Annotated in this window: 17 protein-coding genes; 11 read left to right on the top strand and 6 right to left on the bottom strand. The window is 56.0% G+C overall.

Annotated elements, in window-relative coordinates:
• Nucleotides 1–57: 57 nt before the first annotated feature.
• On the top strand, nt 58–1,671 hold the full coding sequence (locus ACZ5EH_RS14105) for a LysM peptidoglycan-binding domain-containing protein (protein ID WP_464274519.1): 1,614 nt from the start codon (nt 58–60) through the stop codon (nt 1,669–1,671).
• Nucleotides 1,672–1,844: 173 nt separating this feature from the next.
• Entirely contained in the window at nt 1,845–2,294 is a 450-nt protein-coding gene (locus tag ACZ5EH_RS14100; protein WP_464274518.1) for a DUF4870 domain-containing protein, read from the top strand.
• 69 nt (nt 2,295–2,363) lie between these two features.
• Here ACZ5EH_RS14100 and ACZ5EH_RS14095 read toward each other — a convergent pair whose 3' ends face one another.
• The 3 genes from ACZ5EH_RS14095 to ACZ5EH_RS14085 all read right to left on the bottom strand — a co-directional run bounded on the left by ACZ5EH_RS14095 (nt 2,364) and on the right by ACZ5EH_RS14085 (nt 7,497).
• Nucleotides 2,364–4,694, bottom strand: coding sequence for an FAD-dependent oxidoreductase (locus ACZ5EH_RS14095; protein ID WP_464274517.1), 2,331 nt, complete (start codon nt 4,692–4,694; stop codon nt 2,364–2,366).
• A 71-nt stretch (nt 4,695–4,765) separates the two neighbouring features.
• On the bottom strand, nt 4,766–6,403 hold the full coding sequence (locus ACZ5EH_RS14090; RefSeq protein WP_464274516.1) for a glutamate synthase-related protein: 1,638 nt from the start codon (nt 6,401–6,403) through the stop codon (nt 4,766–4,768).
• Complete coding sequence (locus ACZ5EH_RS14085; protein ID WP_464274515.1) at nt 6,367–7,497, bottom strand: class II glutamine amidotransferase domain-containing protein; 1,131 nt, start codon at nt 7,495–7,497, stop codon at nt 6,367–6,369. The genes ACZ5EH_RS14090 and ACZ5EH_RS14085 overlap by 37 nt, the downstream gene beginning before the upstream one ends.
• A 351-nt stretch (nt 7,498–7,848) precedes the next feature.
• On the opposite strand from ACZ5EH_RS14085, the gene ACZ5EH_RS14080 reads away from it, so the two are divergent.
• The 7 genes from ACZ5EH_RS14080 to ACZ5EH_RS14050 all read left to right on the top strand — a co-directional run bounded on the left by ACZ5EH_RS14080 (nt 7,849) and on the right by ACZ5EH_RS14050 (nt 13,846).
• The gene (locus ACZ5EH_RS14080) at nt 7,849–8,172 is read left to right on the top strand and encodes a TraR/DksA family transcriptional regulator (protein WP_464274514.1); all 324 of its coding nucleotides are present in this window, start codon (nt 7,849–7,851) and stop codon (nt 8,170–8,172) included.
• 216 nt (nt 8,173–8,388) lie between these two features.
• Entirely contained in the window at nt 8,389–9,531 is a 1,143-nt protein-coding gene (locus tag ACZ5EH_RS14075) for a response regulator (RefSeq protein WP_464274513.1), read from the top strand.
• A 55-nt stretch (nt 9,532–9,586) separates the two neighbouring features.
• Complete coding sequence (locus tag ACZ5EH_RS14070; protein WP_464274512.1) at nt 9,587–10,333, top strand: DUF1538 family protein; 747 nt, start codon at nt 9,587–9,589, stop codon at nt 10,331–10,333.
• A 9-nt stretch (nt 10,334–10,342) separates the two neighbouring features.
• Entirely contained in the window at nt 10,343–11,122 is a 780-nt protein-coding gene (locus tag ACZ5EH_RS14065; protein WP_464274511.1) for a DUF1538 domain-containing protein, read from the top strand.
• Nucleotides 11,123–11,177: 55 nt separating this feature from the next.
• Nucleotides 11,178–11,504, top strand: coding sequence for a P-II family nitrogen regulator (locus tag ACZ5EH_RS14060; protein ID WP_464274510.1), 327 nt, complete (start codon nt 11,178–11,180; stop codon nt 11,502–11,504).
• 99 nt (nt 11,505–11,603) lie between these two features.
• Nucleotides 11,604–12,404 carry a M48 family metallopeptidase gene (locus ACZ5EH_RS14055; protein WP_464274509.1) on the top strand — a complete coding sequence of 267 codons (801 nt, stop codon included), beginning with the start codon at nt 11,604–11,606 and terminating at the stop codon, nt 12,402–12,404.
• Nucleotides 12,405–12,457: 53 nt separating this feature from the next.
• On the top strand, nt 12,458–13,846 hold the full coding sequence (locus tag ACZ5EH_RS14050; protein WP_464274508.1) for a PLP-dependent cysteine synthase family protein: 1,389 nt from the start codon (nt 12,458–12,460) through the stop codon (nt 13,844–13,846).
• A gap of 183 nt (nt 13,847–14,029) precedes the next feature.
• On the opposite strand, the gene ygeW is transcribed toward ACZ5EH_RS14050, so the two are convergent.
• Both ygeW and ACZ5EH_RS14040 read right to left on the bottom strand, forming a co-directional pair.
• Nucleotides 14,030–15,232, bottom strand: coding sequence for a knotted carbamoyltransferase YgeW (gene ygeW / locus ACZ5EH_RS14045; RefSeq protein WP_464274507.1), 1,203 nt, complete (start codon nt 15,230–15,232; stop codon nt 14,030–14,032).
• 208 nt (nt 15,233–15,440) lie between these two features.
• Entirely contained in the window at nt 15,441–15,764 is a 324-nt protein-coding gene (locus ACZ5EH_RS14040; protein ID WP_464274506.1) for a hypothetical protein, read from the bottom strand.
• 369 nt (nt 15,765–16,133) lie between these two features.
• Here ACZ5EH_RS14040 and ACZ5EH_RS14035 point away from each other — a divergent pair, with 369 nt between their 5' ends.
• Both ACZ5EH_RS14035 and ACZ5EH_RS14030 read left to right on the top strand, forming a co-directional pair.
• Nucleotides 16,134–16,508 (top strand): hypothetical protein, encoded by a 375-nt coding sequence (locus ACZ5EH_RS14035; protein ID WP_464274505.1) that lies wholly within the window; start codon nt 16,134–16,136, stop codon nt 16,506–16,508.
• A 69-nt stretch (nt 16,509–16,577) separates the two neighbouring features.
• Complete coding sequence (locus ACZ5EH_RS14030) at nt 16,578–17,018, top strand: PPC domain-containing DNA-binding protein (protein WP_464274504.1); 441 nt, start codon at nt 16,578–16,580, stop codon at nt 17,016–17,018.
• A gap of 222 nt (nt 17,019–17,240) precedes the next feature.
• Here ACZ5EH_RS14030 and ACZ5EH_RS14025 read toward each other — a convergent pair whose 3' ends face one another.
• Complete coding sequence (locus tag ACZ5EH_RS14025) at nt 17,241–20,885, bottom strand: PEP/pyruvate-binding domain-containing protein (protein ID WP_464274503.1); 3,645 nt, start codon at nt 20,883–20,885, stop codon at nt 17,241–17,243.
• Nucleotides 20,886–20,986: the final 101 nt, after the last annotated feature.

The following is a 20,986-nucleotide window of genomic DNA, read 5'->3' as shown; positions in this document are numbered from 1 at the left end:
AAAGGTTGCCAGCAGGCCCCTTCCTCGTGTAGGTGAACGCATCCTTATGGAGAAGATATGCCATTTAGAATACTATTTATCTGTTTGATCCTTTCCGTTCTGTGCGCCTGTGCGGCCAAAAAACCGCCGCAGGAGCCTGTTGTCGAGGAAGTCGTCGTTGAAGAAGAGGTTATGGAGCCTCTGGATAAGGAGCTGACTGAGGACTGGCCCCTCGTTGGGGATGTGGAACTCACCGAGGCTGAACGCACTGCCTTGGAAGCCAAGCTCGATTTCCCGTATCCACTGAATGATTATTCGGCCAAGCTGATCCAGGAACAGTTCCTTTTTCTTACGCGCAGGGTGCCCCGCACTATCCGTAACTGGGTAAACCGCTCTGAACCCTACCTGCCTTTTATTTTTGACGAAATAAAGGAAGCGGGACTGCCCATCGAACTGGCCTACCTGCCCTTCATCGAATCCGGATTCAATCCGCGGGCCTATTCACGGGCTGGCGCCGCCGGCATGTGGCAATTCATGGCGGCCACAGGGCGCAAGTTCGGCCTGCGCCGCGACATGTGGGTGGATGAACGCCGCGATCCCTATGCTTCTACCCAGGCGGCAGCCAAATATTTGAAACGGTTGCATGAAATGCTCGGCGAATGGACTTTGGCTGTTGCCTCCTACAATGCCGGCGAAGCCAAAATCATGAAGGCTGCGCAAGCTACCGGCAGTAACAACTTTTTCGAGCTTTCCGAGCGCAATCACACCCTGCCCTACAAGCTACAGTTACGTAAAGAGACGTTGGAGTTCGTGCCACGCCTGCTAGCCATGGCAAAACTCATGAACAATCTTGAAGAACTGGGCTTCCGTGAACCAGATGAAGCCAAACGCCAAAAAGTGGCCCGGCTGCGCATCGGCCCCCGCGTGAACCTGAAGGCCCTGGCCAAGGCCTGCGGCCTTAGCTGGAAAGATTTCCGGAACCTGAATCCGGCCTTTCGCCGCAGCGCCACCCCTCCTAAAGGAGAATTCTGGGCCTCCATTCCCTTAAGCAAGGAATCCGCGGCAAAAGAGTACCTTTCCAAACCGCAGCCAAAGCCGGATTACGAAGGGCTGACAACCTACAAGGTAAAACGCGGCGACACCTGGAGCCATATCGCTGCCAGGGCGGGCGTCAGAGTCTCCCTCATCAAGGAAGCAAACAACACCAGGTCCGACATGCTCAGGCCAGGAGATATTGTTTACGTGCCCATTCCACTTGGTGGCGAAAGCGATGAGATACGGACGCCTGCACGTAAAAAGAAAAGCGCCCCCCCTGTTCCTGGCGAGAAATACGTTATCAAGCGTGGTGAAACCCTTTCACACATCGCAGACCGCACGCTTGTTCCCGTGAAAGTCCTGATGCAAGCCAACAACCTGCGCTCTCCAAAATCCTTACGCGCGGGGCAGACAATCATCATTCCCAAAGATGCGGCCAAAAAGCCCAAGCTACAGCCCGGTGGCGATCCCCTGGCCAAGCCAAAAGGTTCAGAAAAACAGGCTGCCTCCGGTAAAACCTACCGTGTCAGGAATGGCGATACCCTGTGGAACATTGCCAGACGCCACAAGGTCAGTGTTGCAGAACTCATGCGCTGGAACAATCTGAAGAAAAACGCTGTACTGCGCCCCGGAGACATATTGACCGTGGAGCAATGATCAACGGCGCTGCAACTCAAGCAAAACCTTGCAACGGGGGAGTCTTTTTTCGAGGCTCTCCCGTTTTTCTATTGTATGGCATTGCTGCATTTCCGCTTTCACTTGCTTAGCACACCTAATTTGGTGCATCATGCATCAAACCTTTCAATCTTCAACCAAAGCGAGCCAAAAATATGCCTTTACCGCCCCCTCCTCCCGGGCCGAATGATCCACACGACACAGGCGACCAGGGATTTGATTTTGAACAGGACGAGCGCAGCCGCTTTGATGAACGCAGCGACTTTGAACGCCAGGCGACCAACTGGGGTATGCTTTGCCATTTGTCGTCCTTGTGTGCATATGTGGGCGTACCTTTTGGCCATATTGCAGGACCGCTGATTGTCTGGCTCATCAAGCGCAATGAATTTCCGTACGTTAATGAGCAAGGCAAGGAATCCCTGAACTTTCAGATCACAATGACCTTGTATTATATCATCGCGGCTCTGCTGGTTCTTGTGTTCATCGGATTTTTCCTGCTCTTTGCATTGGCAGCCTTCCAGATTGTTGCTGTTATCGTGGCTTCTGTTCGCGCCAATGAAGGGCGCCCCATCCGGTATCCCCTGACCATCCGCTTTCTCAAATAATCCCCCACCAAAAACAAAAAGGCCGGAAGCGCACGCTCCCGGCCTTTTTTATTTCACTTGGATGAGAAATTACCCGATGGGTGCATTCTCCACCAAACTCCAGATGCCACAAGGGCATGCGCTGGCGCAAAAGCCGCAACCAATGCATTTCTCCGGATCGGAGTACATTTCAAACTCACCATTGGGGAGTTCCTTGCGAGAGATTGCATGCTCAGGGCAAATGACTTCGCACAGGCCGCAATCACGGCAGGACCCGCAGGAGGAGCACTCCTCGCCACAGGTTTTCATGTCATCGAATTCAACGATACGGGGATCGAAGTACTCGAGTGTCATGCGCGTATAGTCGATCATCTGTCTGGTATCAGACATGGGGCGTTTGCCCGTTACGATCTCGTCTATGGATTCAGCTGCCTTGCGCCCCATACCAATGGCCTGGGTCAACAATCCGGGGCGCACGATGTCGCCCACTGCAAAGACCTTGTTGTCCGTGGTCTGCTGCAGTTCATTGACCACAATGTGCCCACGTTCGGTGGCAATGTTTTCCGGCAGGAAATCCAGGTCGGGCTGGTCACCAATGGAAATGATCACGGTATCGGCGGGGAGCACCTCACCAGAGGTCAAGACCACGCCCTCGTCGGTGACTTCCTTGGTGAAGCAAGGCCAACGGAACTTGGCGCCAATCTCTTCAGCATCCTGCTTTTCCTTGCCAAAGGCGGCAGGCTTCTGCACGTCTATAAGGGTAATGTCCTCTGCGCCGAAGCGATGCGCTTCAGTGGCGACATCACACCCCACGTTACCCGCGCCGATGATCACGACGCGCTTGCCGACCTTGGCCTCTTCCGCCTTGGCCTGCTGCAGAAAAGTAAGCGCGGGGATCAGGCGTTCCTTGCCAGGAATGGGCAGCACGCGCGGCTTGTTCGCACCGGCTGCAATGACCACAAAGTCATAATCGGCCTGCAGCTGCTCGAACTGATCCCTGCTCATCTTCTGCTGCATATGCACCAGAGGCAGTACCTCACGCACGCGTTTGAGTTCGGTATCGAGAACCTCTTTAGGGATACGGCTCTCGGGGATGGCGGTGGACATCTTGCCGCCAAGCTCCGCAACCATGTCGTAAATCACAGCCTCGTGCCCCTTGCGGCGTAATTGCCAGGCCAGGGAGATACCGGCAGGGCCACCGCCGATGACGGCGACGCGCCCTCCAGTAATGGGCGGCAATTCAGGCGCCTTGCTGGAAGTACCGGCCTTGCCTATGCCCTTGATGTCGATGGGCGTCAGGTGAGAAATGGACCGGGTGCACCCCTGCATGCAAAGGTTCGGACACAGGTAGCCGCAAACAGAGGCCGGAAACGGCGTATAGGCCAGGGCCAGATCGACCGCCTCATCAATGAGGCCGGCGCGCACCAGCCGCCAGCGCTCTTGCACGGGCATTCCCGTGGGGCAGCTGGCCTGACAGGGCGCCATGTATTTGCGGTTTTCCCACACAGGCACATAGCGCCGCATCTCGCCGCGCACGATCAGGGGGATGGGGCTACGGTCCAGGTCGGTAAGATCGCCGATCAAACCGCCCCTGCCGAGTTCTGCGTCCCAGACGTCATTGCGGAATTCAGACATCGAGCGCCGGCCCTTGCCCTTACGTTCATAGGGGCTGCGCGCAATGATGAGCTGCCATTGCTCGCGCACCGCCAGGGTATCGAACAGATCATCCTTGCCCAAAGCGGCCAGGAATTCCTTCAGGTGTTCTTCCAGCCAGGCCCATGCTGCGTCGTCAATGGGTTCCTGTTTGGCGTCGGATTGGGAAAAGCCCTGGTGCGGCCCGCGAACGAAGATGCGCCCGCCAACCATACCAACACAGGGGCGATACCCCAGCACATTTTCGGGGTCCTGTGCTTCATGGCCGCAGACGACAGCAGTGCCGCCGGCCATGAATTCGGCAAAATAGTCACCAACGCCGCCCAATATCCAAAGCTCGGGCGGATCAAAACGGGGGTTGGTTTTGGTCATGGTCATGCCACGGGCGCCGATATTACCGCCAATGAAGACCTTGCCCTGCGCCATGGCGTTGCAAGCGCCGTTGGAGGCGTTGCCATGCACCACAATCTCGGCGCCGGCATTGAGCCAGCCCACATCGTCGGAAGCCGGTCCCATGACTTCGATTCTGGTGTTGGGAAAGCCCATGGACCCAATACGCTGTCCCGGAGAGCCGGTCAGCTTGATATTGATGGGCTCATCCTTGGAAATCCAAAGCCTGCCGCCCAGCCCATGCTGGCCGTATGCTTCGATCTCCAGATTCCGTGCGCCTTCGGTCACCGCGTCCTGGATCATCTTTTCCAGAACCCGCGACTCAAGGCGTACATGATTCTCTGAACCGCTTATTTGCGTTATCGTATCCTTCTGCATCGTCTATTGCTCCACACTTCTCTGCGCCTTTGCGCAGGGATTGGCGTCTATGATTCTGCTCCAGCCCTCGGCTACACCACGTATTTGATGCCCAGCCTTTCGGCTGCGTTGTAGTCGCTGATGCCCAGCGCGTCGGACATGCCCACGGGGAGCGAAGTCGAGCGGCCCAGAGGCGCGACTATCTTTTTCAATTCCGTGTCGAAGCTGAGGTAGGCGTCCACAAGACGTTCGGCCACCTTTTCCGGATCAAGCCGGCGGTAAAGCCTGGGGTCCTGGGAGGTGATACCCTTGGGGCAGACGCCGATGTTGCAGACGTTGCAGCGATCTCCTTCTGAGCCGAGACAGCCGGCCGCGGCCTGCATGATGTACTTGCCGCTTTGGACCATGCTGGCGCCCATCATAATCAATGCTGCAGCGTTGGCGGCCAGATTGCCGTTTTTACCAATGCCGCCGCCTGCAATGAGCGGGATTTCGTTCTGCCTGCCGACCTTGACCAGATTCAGGTAGCAGTCGCGCAGATTGCTTGCGATGGGGTGCCCCATGCTGTTCATGGACACGTTGTAGGCAGCGCCCGTACCGCCATCTTCACCGTCGATGGCCAAGCCGGCTGCGTACTTGTTGCGCACCAGGTTGTTGAGCACGGCCAGAGACGTGGAAGTGGCCGAAATCTTGGGGTAGACAGGCACACGGAAGCCCCACGCCATGCTCATGGACTGGATCATTTTGGCCACGGCTTCTTCGATGGAGTATTTAGTCTGGTGCGTCGGGGGGCTAGGCAGGCTGACGCCCGTAGGCACACCGCGGATGGCCGCGATGAGCTTGTTGACCTTGTACCACATGAGCAGGCCGCCATCGCCGGGCTTGGCTCCCTGACCGTACTTGATCTCCACTGCACAGGGGTCTTCCTTCATATCAGGAATGGCGTGGATGATCTCGTCCCAACCAAAGTAACCGCTGGCAATCTGCAGAATGACGTACTTCATGAAGCGAGAGCGCAGCAATCTCGGGGGGCACCCCCCCTCACCGGTGCACATGCGCACAGGCATGTTCAGCTCTTCGTTCAAGTACGCCACACCCATCTGCAAGCCTTCCCACATATTCGGGGAAAGCGCGCCAAAGCTCATGCTGCCGATGACAAGCGGATAAATCTCGCGCAGAGGCGGCATCCATGCGCCTTCAGTCTCGGCCTTCAAGGCGTCTTCAGGCGGCAGAACGCGCCCCAGCAGGGTGCGCAGTTCAAACTCATGACGTCCGGCATCCAATGCCGGGTCGGTGAGCATGGAAATGCGAATGAACTTGATCTGATCCAACAGGCTGCCCGTATCATTGCGACGGCCGCCACGGGTGCGCGCCTGGCCGCCACGGTTGTTATGAAACTTCAGCGTTGTGGACGTATCGTGCTCGCTCTCAGGCCTGATGGCATTGTTGGGGCAAACCATGTTGCACATGCTGCAGCCAATGCAGGAATATGCCGGATCAGTGCGCTGGCGAATGCCGTAATAGATGGAATACTCGTTACGGGCCTTGGTTCTCAAGGCCTGGGGGGTTACGATTTCACGTTTGCGGAATACGCCCATTTCAATGGCGTTCACGGGGCACACGGAGGTGCAACGGCCGCAAAGCGTGCAGGTATTAATATCCCATTTGATCTGCCAAGGCAGATCCTTCACACTCAGTGTAGATGGGGTAATGGTTGATTCTGTCGGCATATAGCGACCTCCTGGCACTCCGGGCCCACCACGGCGGTATCCAGGTGCATGGGTTGAAAATCTTTACTCTTGTCACGGTCGGGGATGGCGGCGTTAAGGCCGCAAATCTCCGAGGAGAACGCGAAGATGCCAGGCTTGCCCCCGACAACGCCGGGTCTGAGCTTCTTGCGGTCCTGAACCATGACCATGCTTTCATCAGGCAGGCAGCCGATGATGCAGTTCGGGCCGTCGATGATCATCTTGCGGCAGGAATTCTTGAGCGTGGTCAGGTAATGTTTATCAGGGTGCGACTCGAGTTCTTCGCTGGTAAGCGGCGTGATGATGTGCTTGTAGGCAGCAAGAGGAAGCCCAAGCTGCTTCAAGGTGTAGTGCATGATATGCGTAAAAACTTCCGAGTCGGACTGGTAGCCCATGTAACCCGGCACATTACGCGAGCTCAAGTACTCGCGGATGGGCACGAAAGCGGTGTTTTCACCGTTGGTCATGGTGCAGATGCCCTGAATGAAGAACGGGTGGCAGGCATACAGATTGATGGCGTAGTTGGTGTTCTGACGCCCCTGAGCAAGTATGCGTCTGGCGGAGAGTTCCTCACGCCCCAGATCGAGGTATTCGGCAATGGTGATGGGGTCGCCCACTTCCTTCAGCATGATGGTATCGGGCCAGAAGCTGAAGACCATCATATCGTTCTGGGCCTGCCCCAGTTCGCGCAATTCAACGCGCATTTTGACCAGCCTGATATCGCGTTCCAACTGGGGCAGATCAGCCCAGTCGGCGGGCATGTCATACGCCCGAGCGAGATACGTGCCCCGCACAGGCGTTCCTGCCGGCGGTTCGGTGGAAGGCGTCATGGCCATAGTGTATTTGGAAACAAACCCAGCTGCAGACATGTAGTCGTCGAGGCGGGTCATGCCTTTCTCGGTGAAAATTCCAGAAAGGATAGGGCGGTCTTTCAGCTCGGCAAAAGGCCCACCCAGGCCGTTGAGGTAAACCCCAACACCCGAGCCGTCATGCCCTTCCTTCATAACATTCAGGGCTTCGACGGCCAGCATGGGCGAAACGGGATCACGGCTGGCGATGGCAAACAAACGACACATGCTTTCTCCCTCTTGCTTTTTGATGTGTATTGCGGCCCTTCTCCATAATGACCAAAGGGGCGATTCGTCAAACAGTTCTCACTTTTCTTTTAATTTTAGAATGTTAAAAACACAGCAATCTTTCGAATCTTTGCTTTCAGACCATGGTGAAGGCACTTTTCACTTGACTAAACACCAATGATTACAAAATATTGACAAAAATGAACCACTCCCTTACCCCATTTTTGTTGAAAACGTGTTTTTTTCGACTAACCGTCAGATTGCAAGCACAAAATTGTCCCTGTGCGACATGTTTTCGTAACACAGTATCCGTATAAACTGGCGCATATATTTCCTTTAGGAGGATGCGCCATGACACAGTTCCATGAAATCAAAGAACATCTTGAAGCTCAGCTGTTCGCCCTGGAAAGCTACCCCTTGGATTTGGACGTCAGCACCTGCGCCGACGCCAACGAATTCGCCTCTCTTGTCAGCGATGCCCACATCAAGGCGTCTATCCACGCCAGAAACAGTGAACTGATTAGGGAAATTCGTGCTGCACTCAAAAAAATGACCTATGAAGGATACGGTTATTGCGAAGAATGTGGCGAGCCCATCGGCTTTGCCCGTCTGAAAGCCAAACCGACGGCCACTCTTTGTGTGGAGTGCCAGAACGCTCTCGAATCCGTACGCTGAGCCTGTTCACTATCTGCATATAGCGCCCCTCCGCGTCTTCACGTCGGGGGGGCCTTTACATACTGCTGGTGCGGTTCCCAGCTTGAATGACGCCGCTGCCTTGTGGCATAGTGGTATTTGGAACATATCGCCCTTGCGTGAATGCACGCAAAAGTATAGCTCCGAATGCCGTCGGGATATTTTTCCCGAATGAACTGCTACTAAAGAGAACCGTACGTGCCACACTCTTTTAAAGAGCCTGTCAGCCTGTTGCTCGTTGAAGACGATCCAGTCACGGTCAGTGACCTGAAGCCCCTTCTGGAGCGCTGCAACATCAGCCTTGCCGGTTGTGTGAGCGATGGAGAGGCCGCACTTGCTGCTGCGGCGACAACTCCGTGCGACATAGTGCTCATGGACCTCATGCCCACCAGTCGGATGGACGGCTTTACGACCTGCCGCCTGCTCGTAGAGCGCCACATGCTGCCTGTGGTGCTGATGACCAGTTCCGGGGCTGAAACTGTCGCCCCCCAGCTTGAAACTTCAGGCGCCGCCGCCTTTATCAACAAGCCCGTGAGGCTTGGGGAGCTGCTGGTCAATCTGCGCTTGGCCCTGCGGCAAAATCGCTACAAACGAGAACTGGAAATGCAGCGCACCCGCTATCGCCACTTCTTTGACAACGCCATGGTGGGGCTCTTCCGAGGTACGGAAGAGAACCGCTTTGCCGTTGTCAACAAGACTCTGGCCACAATGTTGGGGTACGCCTCCCCGGAAGAATTTTCTCTTGTCGTGGCTGAACATCCTGACCTTTTCTACGTCGAAGACGACACCCCCGCCCTGCTCAAGGAGAAGCTGCAACAGCAGGGCGAAGTAAAGGACTTTGAATACCAGGCTTATGGCAAGGACGGCGACATACTATGGCTGCATGAAAGCCTCCGCGTTCTGGATGAAAACGGAGAAGTCATGCTTGCCGGCGCAATCCAGGAAGTGACCGCCCGTATCCATGCAGAACAAGAAGCTGCCACGCGTCTCGATCTTTTGCAAATGACCATCAACGCTGTCAGCGACCTCATTTTTCTCACCGACCTCAATCTGGACGTAATTCTGTGCAACGATGCGTTCTGTGCACAGTTGGGACTGCCCCGGGAACAAATACTGGGGCGCAATTGTCAGGAAATATTTGCAGAATTCAAGGAATTCACTGCAGAACCACCCCGCCTGCCCCCCCCATCATCTGGTGGCAAAAAACGCAACGGCACCCCGCCCGTACATTTCAAACACGAGAACAAACATTTCCACATGTCCATGTCTCCCTTTCACAATCCAGGAGAAGATGCGCACGAAGTCATCGGCGCTGTGTATGTCTGCCGCCCCCTTGCCTGAATAAAGCTCCAACTATCATTGCAATAGAATTATCCTTCGGATATGTACGTATAACATGTCCGACTTTTCTCAACTCTCCAAAGCGCTGGGCAGCGCCCTTTTGAGCGCAGTACGTGATCTTCTGCCCATTGTGGCGGTGATAGCACTGTTCCAGGGTGTAATCCTGCAGCAACCAGTCCCCGAATTGCTGACCACCCTTGCAGGGTTGGGGCTCGTCATTCTTGGTCTTGGTTTTTTCGTAGTTGGCCTGGATACGGGACTCTTTCCCCTTGGCGAAGCGCTTGCTGAAGAGTTTGCGCAAAAAGGCAGCCTGTTCTGGCTGTTGCTGTTTGCCGTAGCCCTCGGCTTTGGCACCACCATAGCAGAACCGTCGCTTATTGCCGTTGCCCGGGAGGGCGCAATAGCTGCCGCCGAAGCAGGGATGATAGGCAACAACGAAGCCGACCTGGCCAGCTATGCGCTCCATATCCGCGTCACTGTAGCCATTTCCGTAGGCGCCGCCATCGTATTGGGCGTCCTGCGCATTCTCAAAGGGTGGCCTTTGCCGCGGCTTATCGTCAGTGGCTACGTGCTGGTAATGCTTTTGACCATCTTCGCACCAGACCAGATAATCGGCCTGGCGTATGATTCCGGTGGCGTCACCACGTCCACGGTCACGGTGCCGCTGGTCACCGCACTGGGCGTTGGGCTGGCGCGGACCATCCGCGGCAGGGACCCGCTCATCGATGGTTTCGGGCTCATTGCCCTTGCCACACTGATGCCCATGATATTTGTCCTCAGCTACGGCATCTTTGCATTTTGAGGAGACAATATGGACCTGCTCTTCAATCCCTTAAAGCTCCTTCTGGCCACTGCACAAGATGTGGTGCCCGTTCTTGCGCTTCTCGTCTTTTTCCAGATGGCAGTGCTCAAACGCCCTCTTCCGCGGCCTGGACGCCTGATTTTCGGCTTTGTTCTGGTCCTCGTAGGCATGACATGCTTTCTGGCTGGCCTGGATCTGGCGCTTTTTCCCTTGGGCCGCAATATGGCGCTGCAACTTGTAAACGCCGCGCAGGCCTCGGGCACCGGCTCCTGGGGGGATTACCTCTGGATTTACTGTTTTGCCTTTTTACTTGGATTTTCCACCACCATTGCAGAGCCTTCACTTATCGCCGTGGCGCACAAGGCCAACGAAGCATCAGGGGGGGCGATTTCCTCCCTGGGACTGCGCATTGCCGTGGCTCTCGGCGTTGCCGTGGGCATTGCATTGGGCACATTCCGCATCGTTTCGGGCACCCCTCTTTACGTCTACATTCTGGCGGGTTACATCGTGGTTTCTGTCCAGACTTTTTTTGCGCCCAAGATGATCGTGCCCCTTGCTTATGACTCCGGCGGGGTCACGACATCAACCGTTACCGTGCCTCTTGTGGCGGCGTTGGGCCTGGGGCTCGCTTCCACATTACCGGGGCGCAGCCCTGTACTGGACGGGTTCGGGCTGATCGCATTCGCCAATATCTTTGCTATCATGGCGGTGCTTACCTATTCCCAGCTGGCCCAATTCGCCACGTACAGGCGAAAAAAGGCCATACAAAGAAAAGAACAGCGTTTATAATGATTGTTCTACTGGACCAGACTGAAGACTACGCACTCTTTTGGGGAGGATTCCTATGGCGTTCAAATGCATAGTGGCGATGGTCAAGCCCAACCTCACCGACAAGGTCGTAGACGCAGCCAAGGACGTCGGTTCTTCAGGCGCAACCATCATTTCGGCGTCGGGCACGGGCAAACGCGAAGCCAAAAGTTTTTTTGGTTTGAGCATTGACGTTCGGACAGACATCATCCTGTTCATCGTACAGGATGAAAAAGTGCAAGAGGTGCTTTCCGCCATTGAAAAAAGCGGACGCTTTTGCGAACCGGGAACGGGTATAGCATTTGTTATGCCCGTGGAACAGGCTGTGGGTATGCAAAGCCAGCTTGCGACACAAGGCAAATAGCCGGAGATACAAACGCGCCACTTGATCATGACTGCACCAGACAGTACAGTATTGTAGCTTTTCCGAAAAAATTACGCTCAATTACTTTTGGAGAACGGAATGCCTTTGTCGACGCTCACCTCTTCTTGCCACCGCGCTGTGCGCCTTTTTCCGCTGCTTGCCCTTGTCCTGTTTCTGCAGGCGTGCGCTGTGGCACCCTATACGGGGCGCAGTCAGATCATGCTCGTTTCGCCTCAAGAGGAAGTCGCGCTCGGCAACCAGGCAGCCCAGGAAGTAATGCAGAAAGAGCGCGTGCTGCAGTCGGGCAGACAGGTGAACATGGTCCGCGACATTGGGCGCCGCATCATTCAGGTATCTGGCAACACCGGCTATCAATGGGAATTTTATGTTGTGGACGACCCGAATACGGTCAATGCCTTTGCCCTTCCTGGCGGCAAGGTATTTGTCTATACCGGTCTGCTCAATGCAGCCCAAAATGTGGATCAGGTGGCGGCAGTGGTCGCCCATGAAATCGGCCACGTCCTTGCGCGTCACGGAGGCGAACGCCTCAGCACCATACTGCTGACTCAGGTGGGGCAACAGGCGGCCCTGGTAGCTCTGGGAGAAATGTCCCCCACCGCCACACAGGCTTTCAACGTTGCATTCGGACTGGGTGCGCAATACGGCGTGGTCCTGCCCTTCAGCAGACAGCAGGAATACGAAGCCGACTACATCGGTCTTATCACCATGGCGAAGGCTGGGTATGACCCCCGTGAAGCCGTGGCGTTCTGGCAAATGATGATGCAACGCAACCGGAATCAGCCCATGGAATATCTTTCCACCCACCCGTCGAATGAAAACCGCATTGCCGCCCTGCAATCCTACATGCAGGAAGCCATGTCCTATTACCCAGGAGGATGAAGCTGACCAGCCTGCCTGGACCGCTTCCGAAACCAACCTGAAGAGGTACGCATATGACACCCCTGATCACCGGACCGACCTTCGCTGAAATGCTCGATCCCTCCCTCATTGAGCCAGAAACCCGAGCCCAGGCGTTGAAAGCGGCAATGGCTGATCCACTGGACCCCTTGAACCTCTTCAACATTTCCTGGAAAGATCATGAAGGGCACATTCGCTTCATGTTGCTGCCCCCTGAACTTACCGGGGTGGAAGCCCCCATCGCAGTGCTCTACGCCAAGGATTTTCCCACCGGCAGCCACAAGGTGGGCGCAACGTATTCCGTGCTCATTGAAAAGGCCATTGTCGGCGAAGTGGACCCGTCTACGCATACCATAGTCTGGCCCTCCACAGGCAACTATGGCATCGGCGGCGCCTGGGTCGGCTGCCGCATGAACTTTGACTCGGTGGTCATCCTGCCAGAGGAAATGAGCGAAGAGCGTTTCAAGATTGTGGAAAGCTATGGCGCGCGTCTGGTCAAAACGCCTGGTTGCGAATCCAATGTCAAAGAAATCTTTGACAAATGCCATGAACTCACCAAAGGCAATCCGGACAACGTACGGATAATGAACCAGTTTTCGGAAATGGCCAACTACCGCTTTCACTACCATGTCACGGGCAACACCATTGTTGAGTTGGCGCGGCTCCTTGGCGAACACGGAGTAGGCAACGGCTCCTGCGCCGCCTTTGTCTCCGCCATGGGTTCAGCCGGCACCATTGCGGCGGGGGACCGCATAAAACAAATCTGGCCCGACCATCGCATCGTGGGTTTGGAGCCTATCCAGTGCCCCACCCTGTATTGCAACGGATATGGCGGTCACGACATTCAGGGAATCGGGGACAAGCACGTCACCTGGATTCACAATGTAAACAACATGGATGCAGTCATGTGCATCGATGACATGGAGTGCAAGCTGGGGCTTCAGGTGCTGGTGGACGAAGTGGGACAGGAGGCCATGCAGGAAATGGGCGTGCCTGCCGATCTTACCAAGCAACTGGCGACCATTTTCGGCATTTCCGGCGTGTGCAACGTGTTGGGCGCCATCAAGACGGCCAAGCTCTACAACATGGGGCCCAGAGACCTGATCGTCACCGTCTGTACAGACGCCATAGACCGCTATCACTCTGTCATGGACAACCTTACGAAATCCCACGGACAGTTGGATCGTTGCCGGGCATTGGCGCGTCTGGACTGCATTTTCCATCGCCAGAAGACCGACTGGATCATGGAAGGCGATCGCCTCAATCGTGCTCGTTGGCACAACCTCAAATACTACACCTGGGTGGAGCAACAAGGCAAAAGCGTTGAGGAACTGGATTCCCAGAAATCCCAGGCATGGTGGGAGGAGGAACAGGCCATGGTCGAAGAGACCGACAGGCGTATCAAGGAATACCGCAAGGAATAAGCTGCACTACCTCGTGCTACAAAGGTATTCCGCCCGCTACTTGTTATGGAAGCGTGGCCCCGCCATGGGTGGAGCCACGCTTTTTTATTGGTAACCTTGAGTGCTGCCCGTAAAAGCGCATTTGCGCCTGGGGGGCTGTGCCCGCCCAGTGCTGCATCTCCCGACTACTGTAAGGACGCGCCCCTAGCTGTAGAGCACGCGGGGGGTTTTCTGCTCCAGCATGTGACGCAAGGCGTGGGCAGGCTGCTCCACACGCGAAAGCAGCATCATGGCAGCGATGACGAAGGGTTTCCAACTCGCTTCCTTGTATGTCTCTATCCGGTACTTCTCGAAAACGTCGGCAGTAACTTCGCCCTGCTTGCAACTCACGCCACTGATGTCTGCGGGCAGGCAGTGCATGTACAGCGCTTCGCCTCCTTTGGTCAGGGCCATACGTTCCTTGTTGCATTCCCAATCGATGTGGCTTGCGTTGTTTTCCAGGCAACGCTTCTCCAAAGCTTTGAGCCCTTCGTCGTCCCTTGCTTCAAGGAGTTTGGTGCGTTCCTGCATGACGGTGAAGGGCGCCCAGCTTTTTGGATAAACAACGTCAGCGTCCTTGAAAGCCTGGTCCATGGAATTGCAGACAGAGAAACTGCCCCCCGTTTCCGCAGCCTGGCGAGAGGCTAGTTCTTCTATTTCCGGCAGTACGTTGTACCCTTCAGGATAGGCCAGGGAAACATCCATCCCAAAGCGGGTGAAAAGCCCCACCACGCCTTGAGCAACGGACAAGGGCTTGCCATAGGACGGCGAATAGGCCCAGGTCATGGCCAGCTTCTTGCCGCGCAGATTTTCCAGCCCGCCAAAATGCTGCACCAGATGCATGGCGTCCGCCATTGTCTGGGTGGGGTGGTCCAGGTCCGACTGCAGGTTCACCACTGTCGGGCGCTGCGGCAGGACACCCTGTGCATAGCTCTCGCTCACGGCTTCGGCCACTTCCTGCATATAGGTGTGCCCTCTGCCTAAAAAGATGTCATCGCGAATACCTATGACCTCCGTCATAAATGAGACCATGCTGGCGGTTTCGCGAACGGTTTCACCATGGGCGATCTGCGACTTTTCCTCGTCCAGATCCACCACCTCGAGTCCGAGGAGATTGCATGCCTTGTTGAAGCTGAAACGCGTACGGGTGGAGTTGTCGCGGAATACGGAAACACCGAGGCCCGAATCATAGATGCGGGTGGAGACATTGCGCTCTCGCAGGCTGCGCAGCGCCATAGCTGTATCAAGGACAGCCGACAATGCAGCCGGATTCTTATCCCAGGTAAGCAGAAAGTCGTTGCCATAAAGACCGGAACCTTCGCGTGATTCCAGTTGGTCCAATACCTTGCTGATGTTTATTCCATCCATTAGCTCGGGCTCCTGTACCGGCCTGGGGCCGAATATGAGGTTCCGCCTCGTCCGTCTCAGTCGGTGGCGTGGGAGTCATGCGCAGGAAGCAGTAGCACGATAGCCCTGCCCTTGGCAAAAGAGTTCATGCAGAAACAGGCGCTGCAAACAAAGAAGGCCGGCACAGAAGTATCCCTGTACCGGCCGTAATAGCTGTAGATGCCAACTGCTAATCGCGCTCGTTGCGCTCCACTTTCATAAGCCTGTTCTGGTCGTTGAAAATAAGGGCCAGTACGTTATACCAGCGTATCTTGCCTTCATCGTACCAGAGGTACATTCTGGAGCCATCCGAGAGATCTTCAAAACCTTCCGGGTCTCCGTAATCATCAATCGCCTGTTCCAGCGTGTAGGTGCCGATACGGGTATCCCAGTCGATATGTTTACCACCACACCCTGCAAGCAGGGTTGCGCACAAAACAAAAGCACACATGCAAAGCACCAGTCGGGAGACCAGTTTTCCGGTGCATCCCGAGCCAACTGCGGTCATTGGCATTTTATAGCCCCTTCTACGCCGTTTCAGGCGAGTCTTTTGGTCATTTACCCACGCTGGCGGCACGCGGGAAATCATTGGTGCCCATTCTGTAACAAAGCCGGCTCACGCAGTCCAGCAGGAAGAAAACATCGTCATTTCCGTATTTATGTATGCTGCTGCCACTACATACTGTCTTTGCCATCTTTTCTGCCCCTGCGGATTGACAACCTGACCGCCCCAGCCTTAGAGAGTGCTTGCGGCGTATGCCCTTCGATATCCAGAACCGGGCTTTTTTCTTTTGCCGCATAGCCATTTCAATCCGCATGCCATGCTCGGCGCCCTTTTTGAGCGCCCTATGTGTGGAGCATGCACTTCCAAAAGAGTGAGAAGATGTTTTTTCGGCGGAAACGATCCAAAAAAGCAACGCGCCCCTATGATAAGGTGCGTTGTTTCAGCGCGGCCTTCGATGCCGCACAAGTACACGTGGCCGAGGGTCCCGCAGTGGTGCACGCCGTTCTGGACCTTGCGCCCGAACCCCTCATCTACGCGTGGTGCGAAGTGGACGACCAGGTCTTCGACTACACCTTGAACAAGACCGCGACACCCAGGGAGTTCTTCTACCAGGCCAACAACGTTGTAGAGACCGGGGTCAAATGCTACACGCTTCAGGAATACCGGGCGCTGCTGCTGAAAAACAGCGGCTTTGGCCCATTTGACCGCCTCTTTTTCCAAAACGTCATCGCAGACCTGAAAGGGGCGCTGTAGCCGCCTTAATGCCCCGTGCATCAGGTGAAGACAGCTTTTCGTCCAGACAAGACTTCAGGAGATCAGACAATGCAGGTAGCCCAAGGTTCCATAGGCCGCGTATTCGTCCTCAGACTTGAAGACGGTGATCGGATTCCCGACTGCATCGAAGCATTTGCGCGGGAACAAAACATGGAAGGCGGACTTTGCGCACTTTTGGGCGGCATTGGCAAGGGCTCCCTGGTTGTGGGGCCGGAAGACGGCGCTGCCGAGAAAATCACCGTCATGACCCAGGCCATTGAAGCCGTGCACGAGGCCGCCGCTGTGGGCACCCTGTTCCCGGATTCAAAAGGGGACATGAAATTGCACATGCACAGCGCCATGGGGCGCGGGGACAGCACCCTAACCGGGTGCGTACGCCTCGGGCTTGACGTCTGGAAGGTGGCCGAGGTTGTCATCATCGAAATCACAGGCACGGGCCTTTCACGCAAGCTCGACCCGAGCATGGGGCTGGAGCTTCTTTCGCGCTGACCCCCGGCTGACTTTTCTCCACCGCACTGCCTTTTTCCTCTCCCCTATGACATCCAACGGGATGCTTTCGCAGCACTTTGCGATTCCCGCAGCGTATTTTCATGCACGTGCGTTAACGCAAAAGGCGCGCCCCTGAGCGGAGCGCGCCTTTTTAGCGGTCAATACTATTTGGAAAAGAATCCGGGGAGCAAACGCCCCGGATCATTATCGGCAAATGCTCTATTACAGCTTCTTGGCGCGCTGCGCCTCCAGAGCCTTCTGTTGTTCTTCAAAGGATGCAAAACCGGCCTGATGCATGGCGTCTTCCACGGTGCCGCTCCAATCCCAGTTGGCGTAGATAACGGGCTTGTGGAACACACGGCGAAAACGCGACATCTCGGCGCGGTAGAAGCTTTCCTTCTCGGCTTCCAGGTTGTCACGCAGTTGCTCATGCAGGCGCGCCAGTTCGCCCTCGTACCATTCCATCAAATCAGATGCGCTTTCGTATTTCTTAAGAATGTGCTCGTAGCTGTGTTCCTTGAGCAGGCCTTTGAGGCGTGTCAGAAACTGCTCGGAGAGCCACTCGCCCAGCTTTAAGATCGGAATGTTATGGCTTTCCACTTCGGCCATATCATGCTTGGTCTGTGCATAGGTATCTGGCACCACCGAAGCGGAAACAATGCCCGCAATGGCCACCAGCCCACGCAAGACAACGCTATTGGACACGCCCTGGCCGCAAAAGCCGACTTTCTTGCCGTACTTCTGCCCCGTAAAGATGGTCACCAGGATGGCCCAGATAACGCCGGGGTCTTCCTCATCATAGATGTGGCTGAGGCGAGAGTTGTCGCGGTCCGTGGCCAGCACCATCTGTGTCATGTCGTTGGAGCCGATGGAGAAGCCATCGAACTCTTCGATGAAGTGCTTGGCCAGAATGGCGTTGTTGGGAATCTCTGACATCAGGATAAGCTTCAGGCCATCCTGCCCGCTCTTCAGCTTGTGCACCTGCTCCAGGTAGCGTTTCATGCTGCGCGCTTCTTCCAAAGTGCGCACAAAGGGCAGCATCATCTGCAGGTTCTTGCCGCCAAAAATGCCGCGGGCCTGCTTGAAGGCTTCCACTTCCCAGTCATGGATATTGCGGGAGACGCCGCGGTATCCCAGCATGGGGTTGTCCTCATGGGCCTCGAACAAAGAGCCGCCCAGGAGATTGCGGTACTCGTTGGATTTGAAGTCGGTGGTACGGTAGATGATGTCCTTGCCGTAAAAGGCCATGGCAAAGAGAGCCAGCCCCTGAGCCAGGGTCTGGGTGTAGTGCTCACGCCCGGTACGATGGCCGCGGGACTTGATAAGCTCGGCGATACGCTCGGGTACTTCCTGCACGCCTTCGATCTCGGCCTTGATGCCCGATGCCTGTGCGGCTTCGTCGCGCATTGCCTTGATCTTGGAAAGGGTTTCCTGGACCACGGCGTTGTCCCGCAGGGATTCGGCCTGCGCCTTGATTTTTTCTTCCAGCTCACGCTTGCGGTTAAGCGTCTCCGGAGCGCTGCCCATAAGGGAATCCAGCTCGTCCTTATAGCCCATAATCACACTGATGTGCTCTTCCAGGCTCAGGGAGGACTTGAGCGTGGCCAGACGCCGGCTGGCGATGTTTACATGTTCATCCAGCTTGTGGTCCATGTCGCGCATTTCGCGATGAATGGCCAGCACTTCGTCAGTGCTCTTGGAGGACTCACGTTCGGCAAGAGTTTCGAGCTTGGGCAGCAGGCCTGTGATTTCACCCACATAGTTACGCAGACGAAAATCAAGGGTAATGGCGCCCGAAGCGAGCTGGTCCGTGACAAGCTTGGTCAGCTTCGCCTCCAGCTCCTCAACCTTGTCATCCACCACCTTTTTCAGATGCCCGTTGTCGTAGGCCTCAAGCGCAAGGGGGTGAACCCCGATGTTGCCCAACATGAATTCGGCGCGCAGCAGCCCCACTTCGAAATCGGCAACTTCGCGAAGCCGGGAAAGAATCATGGCCTGCCCCACATCGGCCAGAATCAGACCGACCTTTGTGCGGGTTTCAGGCAGTTCGGAAACATCTATTTCACCGCCTACTTCCTGCAGGGGCAGCAAGCCTCGGTAGGCGCGGCCACGGGATCCGTCAACCGTGATTTCCTGGCCTTCAAGGGCGCGCAGGACTTCGAGACGCTGGATGCCGATGATGGCCGGAATGCCCAGCTCGCGAGAGGTAATGGCGGCGTGGCTTGTGTCGCCGCCAACATCGGCAAGGATGGCCGACGCGATGCGCATGCCGGGGACCATGTCAGGGTCGGTGCGTTCAGCGGCGAGCACGTCGCCCTTGTTGATTTTGTTCAGCTCCAGGGCCGAGCGCAAAAACTTGACCACACCCTGCCCGGCGCCGCGGGAAGCGCCATTGCCTTCGACAACGATATCCACACCCTGCAGGGCCTTGGGATCCACTTCGAGGCGGCGCATGAAAATGGTATGCGGATGCTTTTCGAATTCCTCGTTCCAGCGGGTTTCAGGGCGGGCCTGAACGAACCAGAGCCGCTCCTCGCTGTCGATGCAAAATTCGGTATCCATGATCATACCGCCGTAGGCAGTACTGATGGCGCGCACACCATGGGCGACTTCTTCGGCCTGGGCCAGGGATAGCGACCACTGATAGGCCTCGTGCTCAGGCACGTCTACCCGCTCAGTGCCGCCATCGCGACGGTAGGCGATCTTCTTGTCCTTGTACCCCATGTTGCGGATAACGACCTCAGTTCCGTCATCGCGCTTGAAAACGTAAAACTTGTCAGGGGTGACCATACCGCCGACAACAGCTTCGCCAAGTCCATAGCTTGCATCGATGGAAACCAGGTCGTTTCGCTTGGTGCCGCGGCACCCTGTGGCAGTGTCTGCGCTGAAAGCGGTGCCCGAAATCACGGGATTGATCATGCGCATCACGCAGACCGACAGCGAGGTATTTTCAATGGACCATTCGACCTTGGCCTTCTGGGCAATGGAATCGTCGCCGGTTGTTTCGGCACGGGAAATGGCGTCCAGAATGGCCTCGCGGCGATACGTCATGGAGCGCAGGTTGTAGGCAGAGGCACAATCCCAATGGTAGGCTTCGGCGCACTGATTTTCACCCACCACGTTCAGGTAGGTGTCCTGCAGGCCTGCAAAAGCCTTTTTGCGGCTGTCCTCGCCCGCTGCAGAAGACCGGACAGCCACGGGGACGTCTTCCACGCCGGCTTCCTTGCAAATGCTGCGGTAGCCGCCACGTACTTCCCTGTCCACATCGGTGGGCAAATCAACGGAAAGAATAGCCACCTGCACCAGCACGGAGCGCTTGCGCAACTGGTCGATACCCTCTGGTGAAGTGGCAAAGCCTTCAACCACGTTGTTGATGAAGGTACGCAGTTTGACCGGGCTGCCAGAAGAACGTTTACCGGTCTCCTCTTTCACCTCCTTGCCCAAACGCCGGACAAACTTCTGGAGGTACTCGGAGTCCTTGTTGATCTCGGCATCGCCCCAGTCGATCTTGTTGTATTCCTTGTCTACTACAGAACGGATCAGAGTGGCGTTCACCTTGCTTTCATCCAGCAGAATATGGAACGCCTTCGAGGAGATCGCCCGAAACTGGGGCGCCCGAATACCTTCCACCTGGCTGATAAGCGCAGTGTTGTAGTTTTTTCCGCCAACCAGCAGCTCAGCTTCTTCGCCTATGGCAACGATGTCTGCGCCATTGAGCACATACTGCTCCTTGATCTTCTTCAATTCGGCGGCCTTAGTTTCGTTTTCCTGTACCGCCTGCTCGGGCGCAGCTTCTTGCTCTTTTTCCACTGGCTTGTCAGCCTCTTTTTTTGCGGACTCGGCCTTGGAATTGCGCGTTTTCGCCATCGTCTCTCCTCCTTGCTCGTTCAGACACGTTCGGACGGACCCTGCCTGGTCCTTGTGCGATCGGCGTATACCGGTGTCAGATGTAGTCTCTACCCATTCCC

This window comes from Desulfovibrio biadhensis (genome assembly GCF_055388615.1).
This window is presented reverse-complemented; position numbering and strand designations above follow the sequence as displayed.

Excerpts from the sequence above, each read along its gene's own strand:
- ACZ5EH_RS14105 (WP_464274519.1), top strand. The coding sequence starts at position 58 with ATGCCATTTAGAATACTATTTATCTGTTTGATCCTTTCCGTTCTGTGC.
- ACZ5EH_RS14100 (WP_464274518.1), top strand. The coding sequence starts at position 1,845 with ATGCCTTTACCGCCCCCTCCTCCCGGGCCGAATGATCCACACGACACA.
- ACZ5EH_RS14095 (WP_464274517.1), bottom strand. The coding sequence starts at position 4,694 with ATGCAGAAGGATACGATAACGCAAATAAGCGGTTCAGAGAATCATGTA.
- ACZ5EH_RS14090 (WP_464274516.1), bottom strand. The coding sequence starts at position 6,403 with ATGCCGACAGAATCAACCATTACCCCATCTACACTGAGTGTGAAGGAT.
- ACZ5EH_RS14085 (WP_464274515.1), bottom strand. The coding sequence starts at position 7,497 with ATGTGTCGTTTGTTTGCCATCGCCAGCCGTGATCCCGTTTCGCCCATG.
- ACZ5EH_RS14080 (WP_464274514.1), top strand. The coding sequence starts at position 7,849 with ATGACACAGTTCCATGAAATCAAAGAACATCTTGAAGCTCAGCTGTTC.
- ACZ5EH_RS14070 (WP_464274512.1), top strand. The coding sequence starts at position 9,587 with ATGTCCGACTTTTCTCAACTCTCCAAAGCGCTGGGCAGCGCCCTTTTG.
- ACZ5EH_RS14065 (WP_464274511.1), top strand. The coding sequence starts at position 10,343 with ATGGACCTGCTCTTCAATCCCTTAAAGCTCCTTCTGGCCACTGCACAA.
- ACZ5EH_RS14060 (WP_464274510.1), top strand. The coding sequence starts at position 11,178 with ATGGCGTTCAAATGCATAGTGGCGATGGTCAAGCCCAACCTCACCGAC.
- ACZ5EH_RS14055 (WP_464274509.1), top strand. The coding sequence starts at position 11,604 with ATGCCTTTGTCGACGCTCACCTCTTCTTGCCACCGCGCTGTGCGCCTT.
- ACZ5EH_RS14050 (WP_464274508.1), top strand. The coding sequence starts at position 12,458 with ATGACACCCCTGATCACCGGACCGACCTTCGCTGAAATGCTCGATCCC.
- ygeW (WP_464274507.1), bottom strand. The coding sequence starts at position 15,232 with ATGGATGGAATAAACATCAGCAAGGTATTGGACCAACTGGAATCACGC.
- ACZ5EH_RS14040 (WP_464274506.1), bottom strand. The coding sequence starts at position 15,764 with ATGCCAATGACCGCAGTTGGCTCGGGATGCACCGGAAAACTGGTCTCC.
- ACZ5EH_RS14035 (WP_464274505.1), top strand. The coding sequence starts at position 16,134 with ATGTTTTTTCGGCGGAAACGATCCAAAAAAGCAACGCGCCCCTATGAT.
- ACZ5EH_RS14030 (WP_464274504.1), top strand. The coding sequence starts at position 16,578 with ATGCAGGTAGCCCAAGGTTCCATAGGCCGCGTATTCGTCCTCAGACTT.
- ACZ5EH_RS14025 (WP_464274503.1), bottom strand. The coding sequence starts at position 20,885 with ATGGCGAAAACGCGCAATTCCAAGGCCGAGTCCGCAAAAAAAGAGGCT.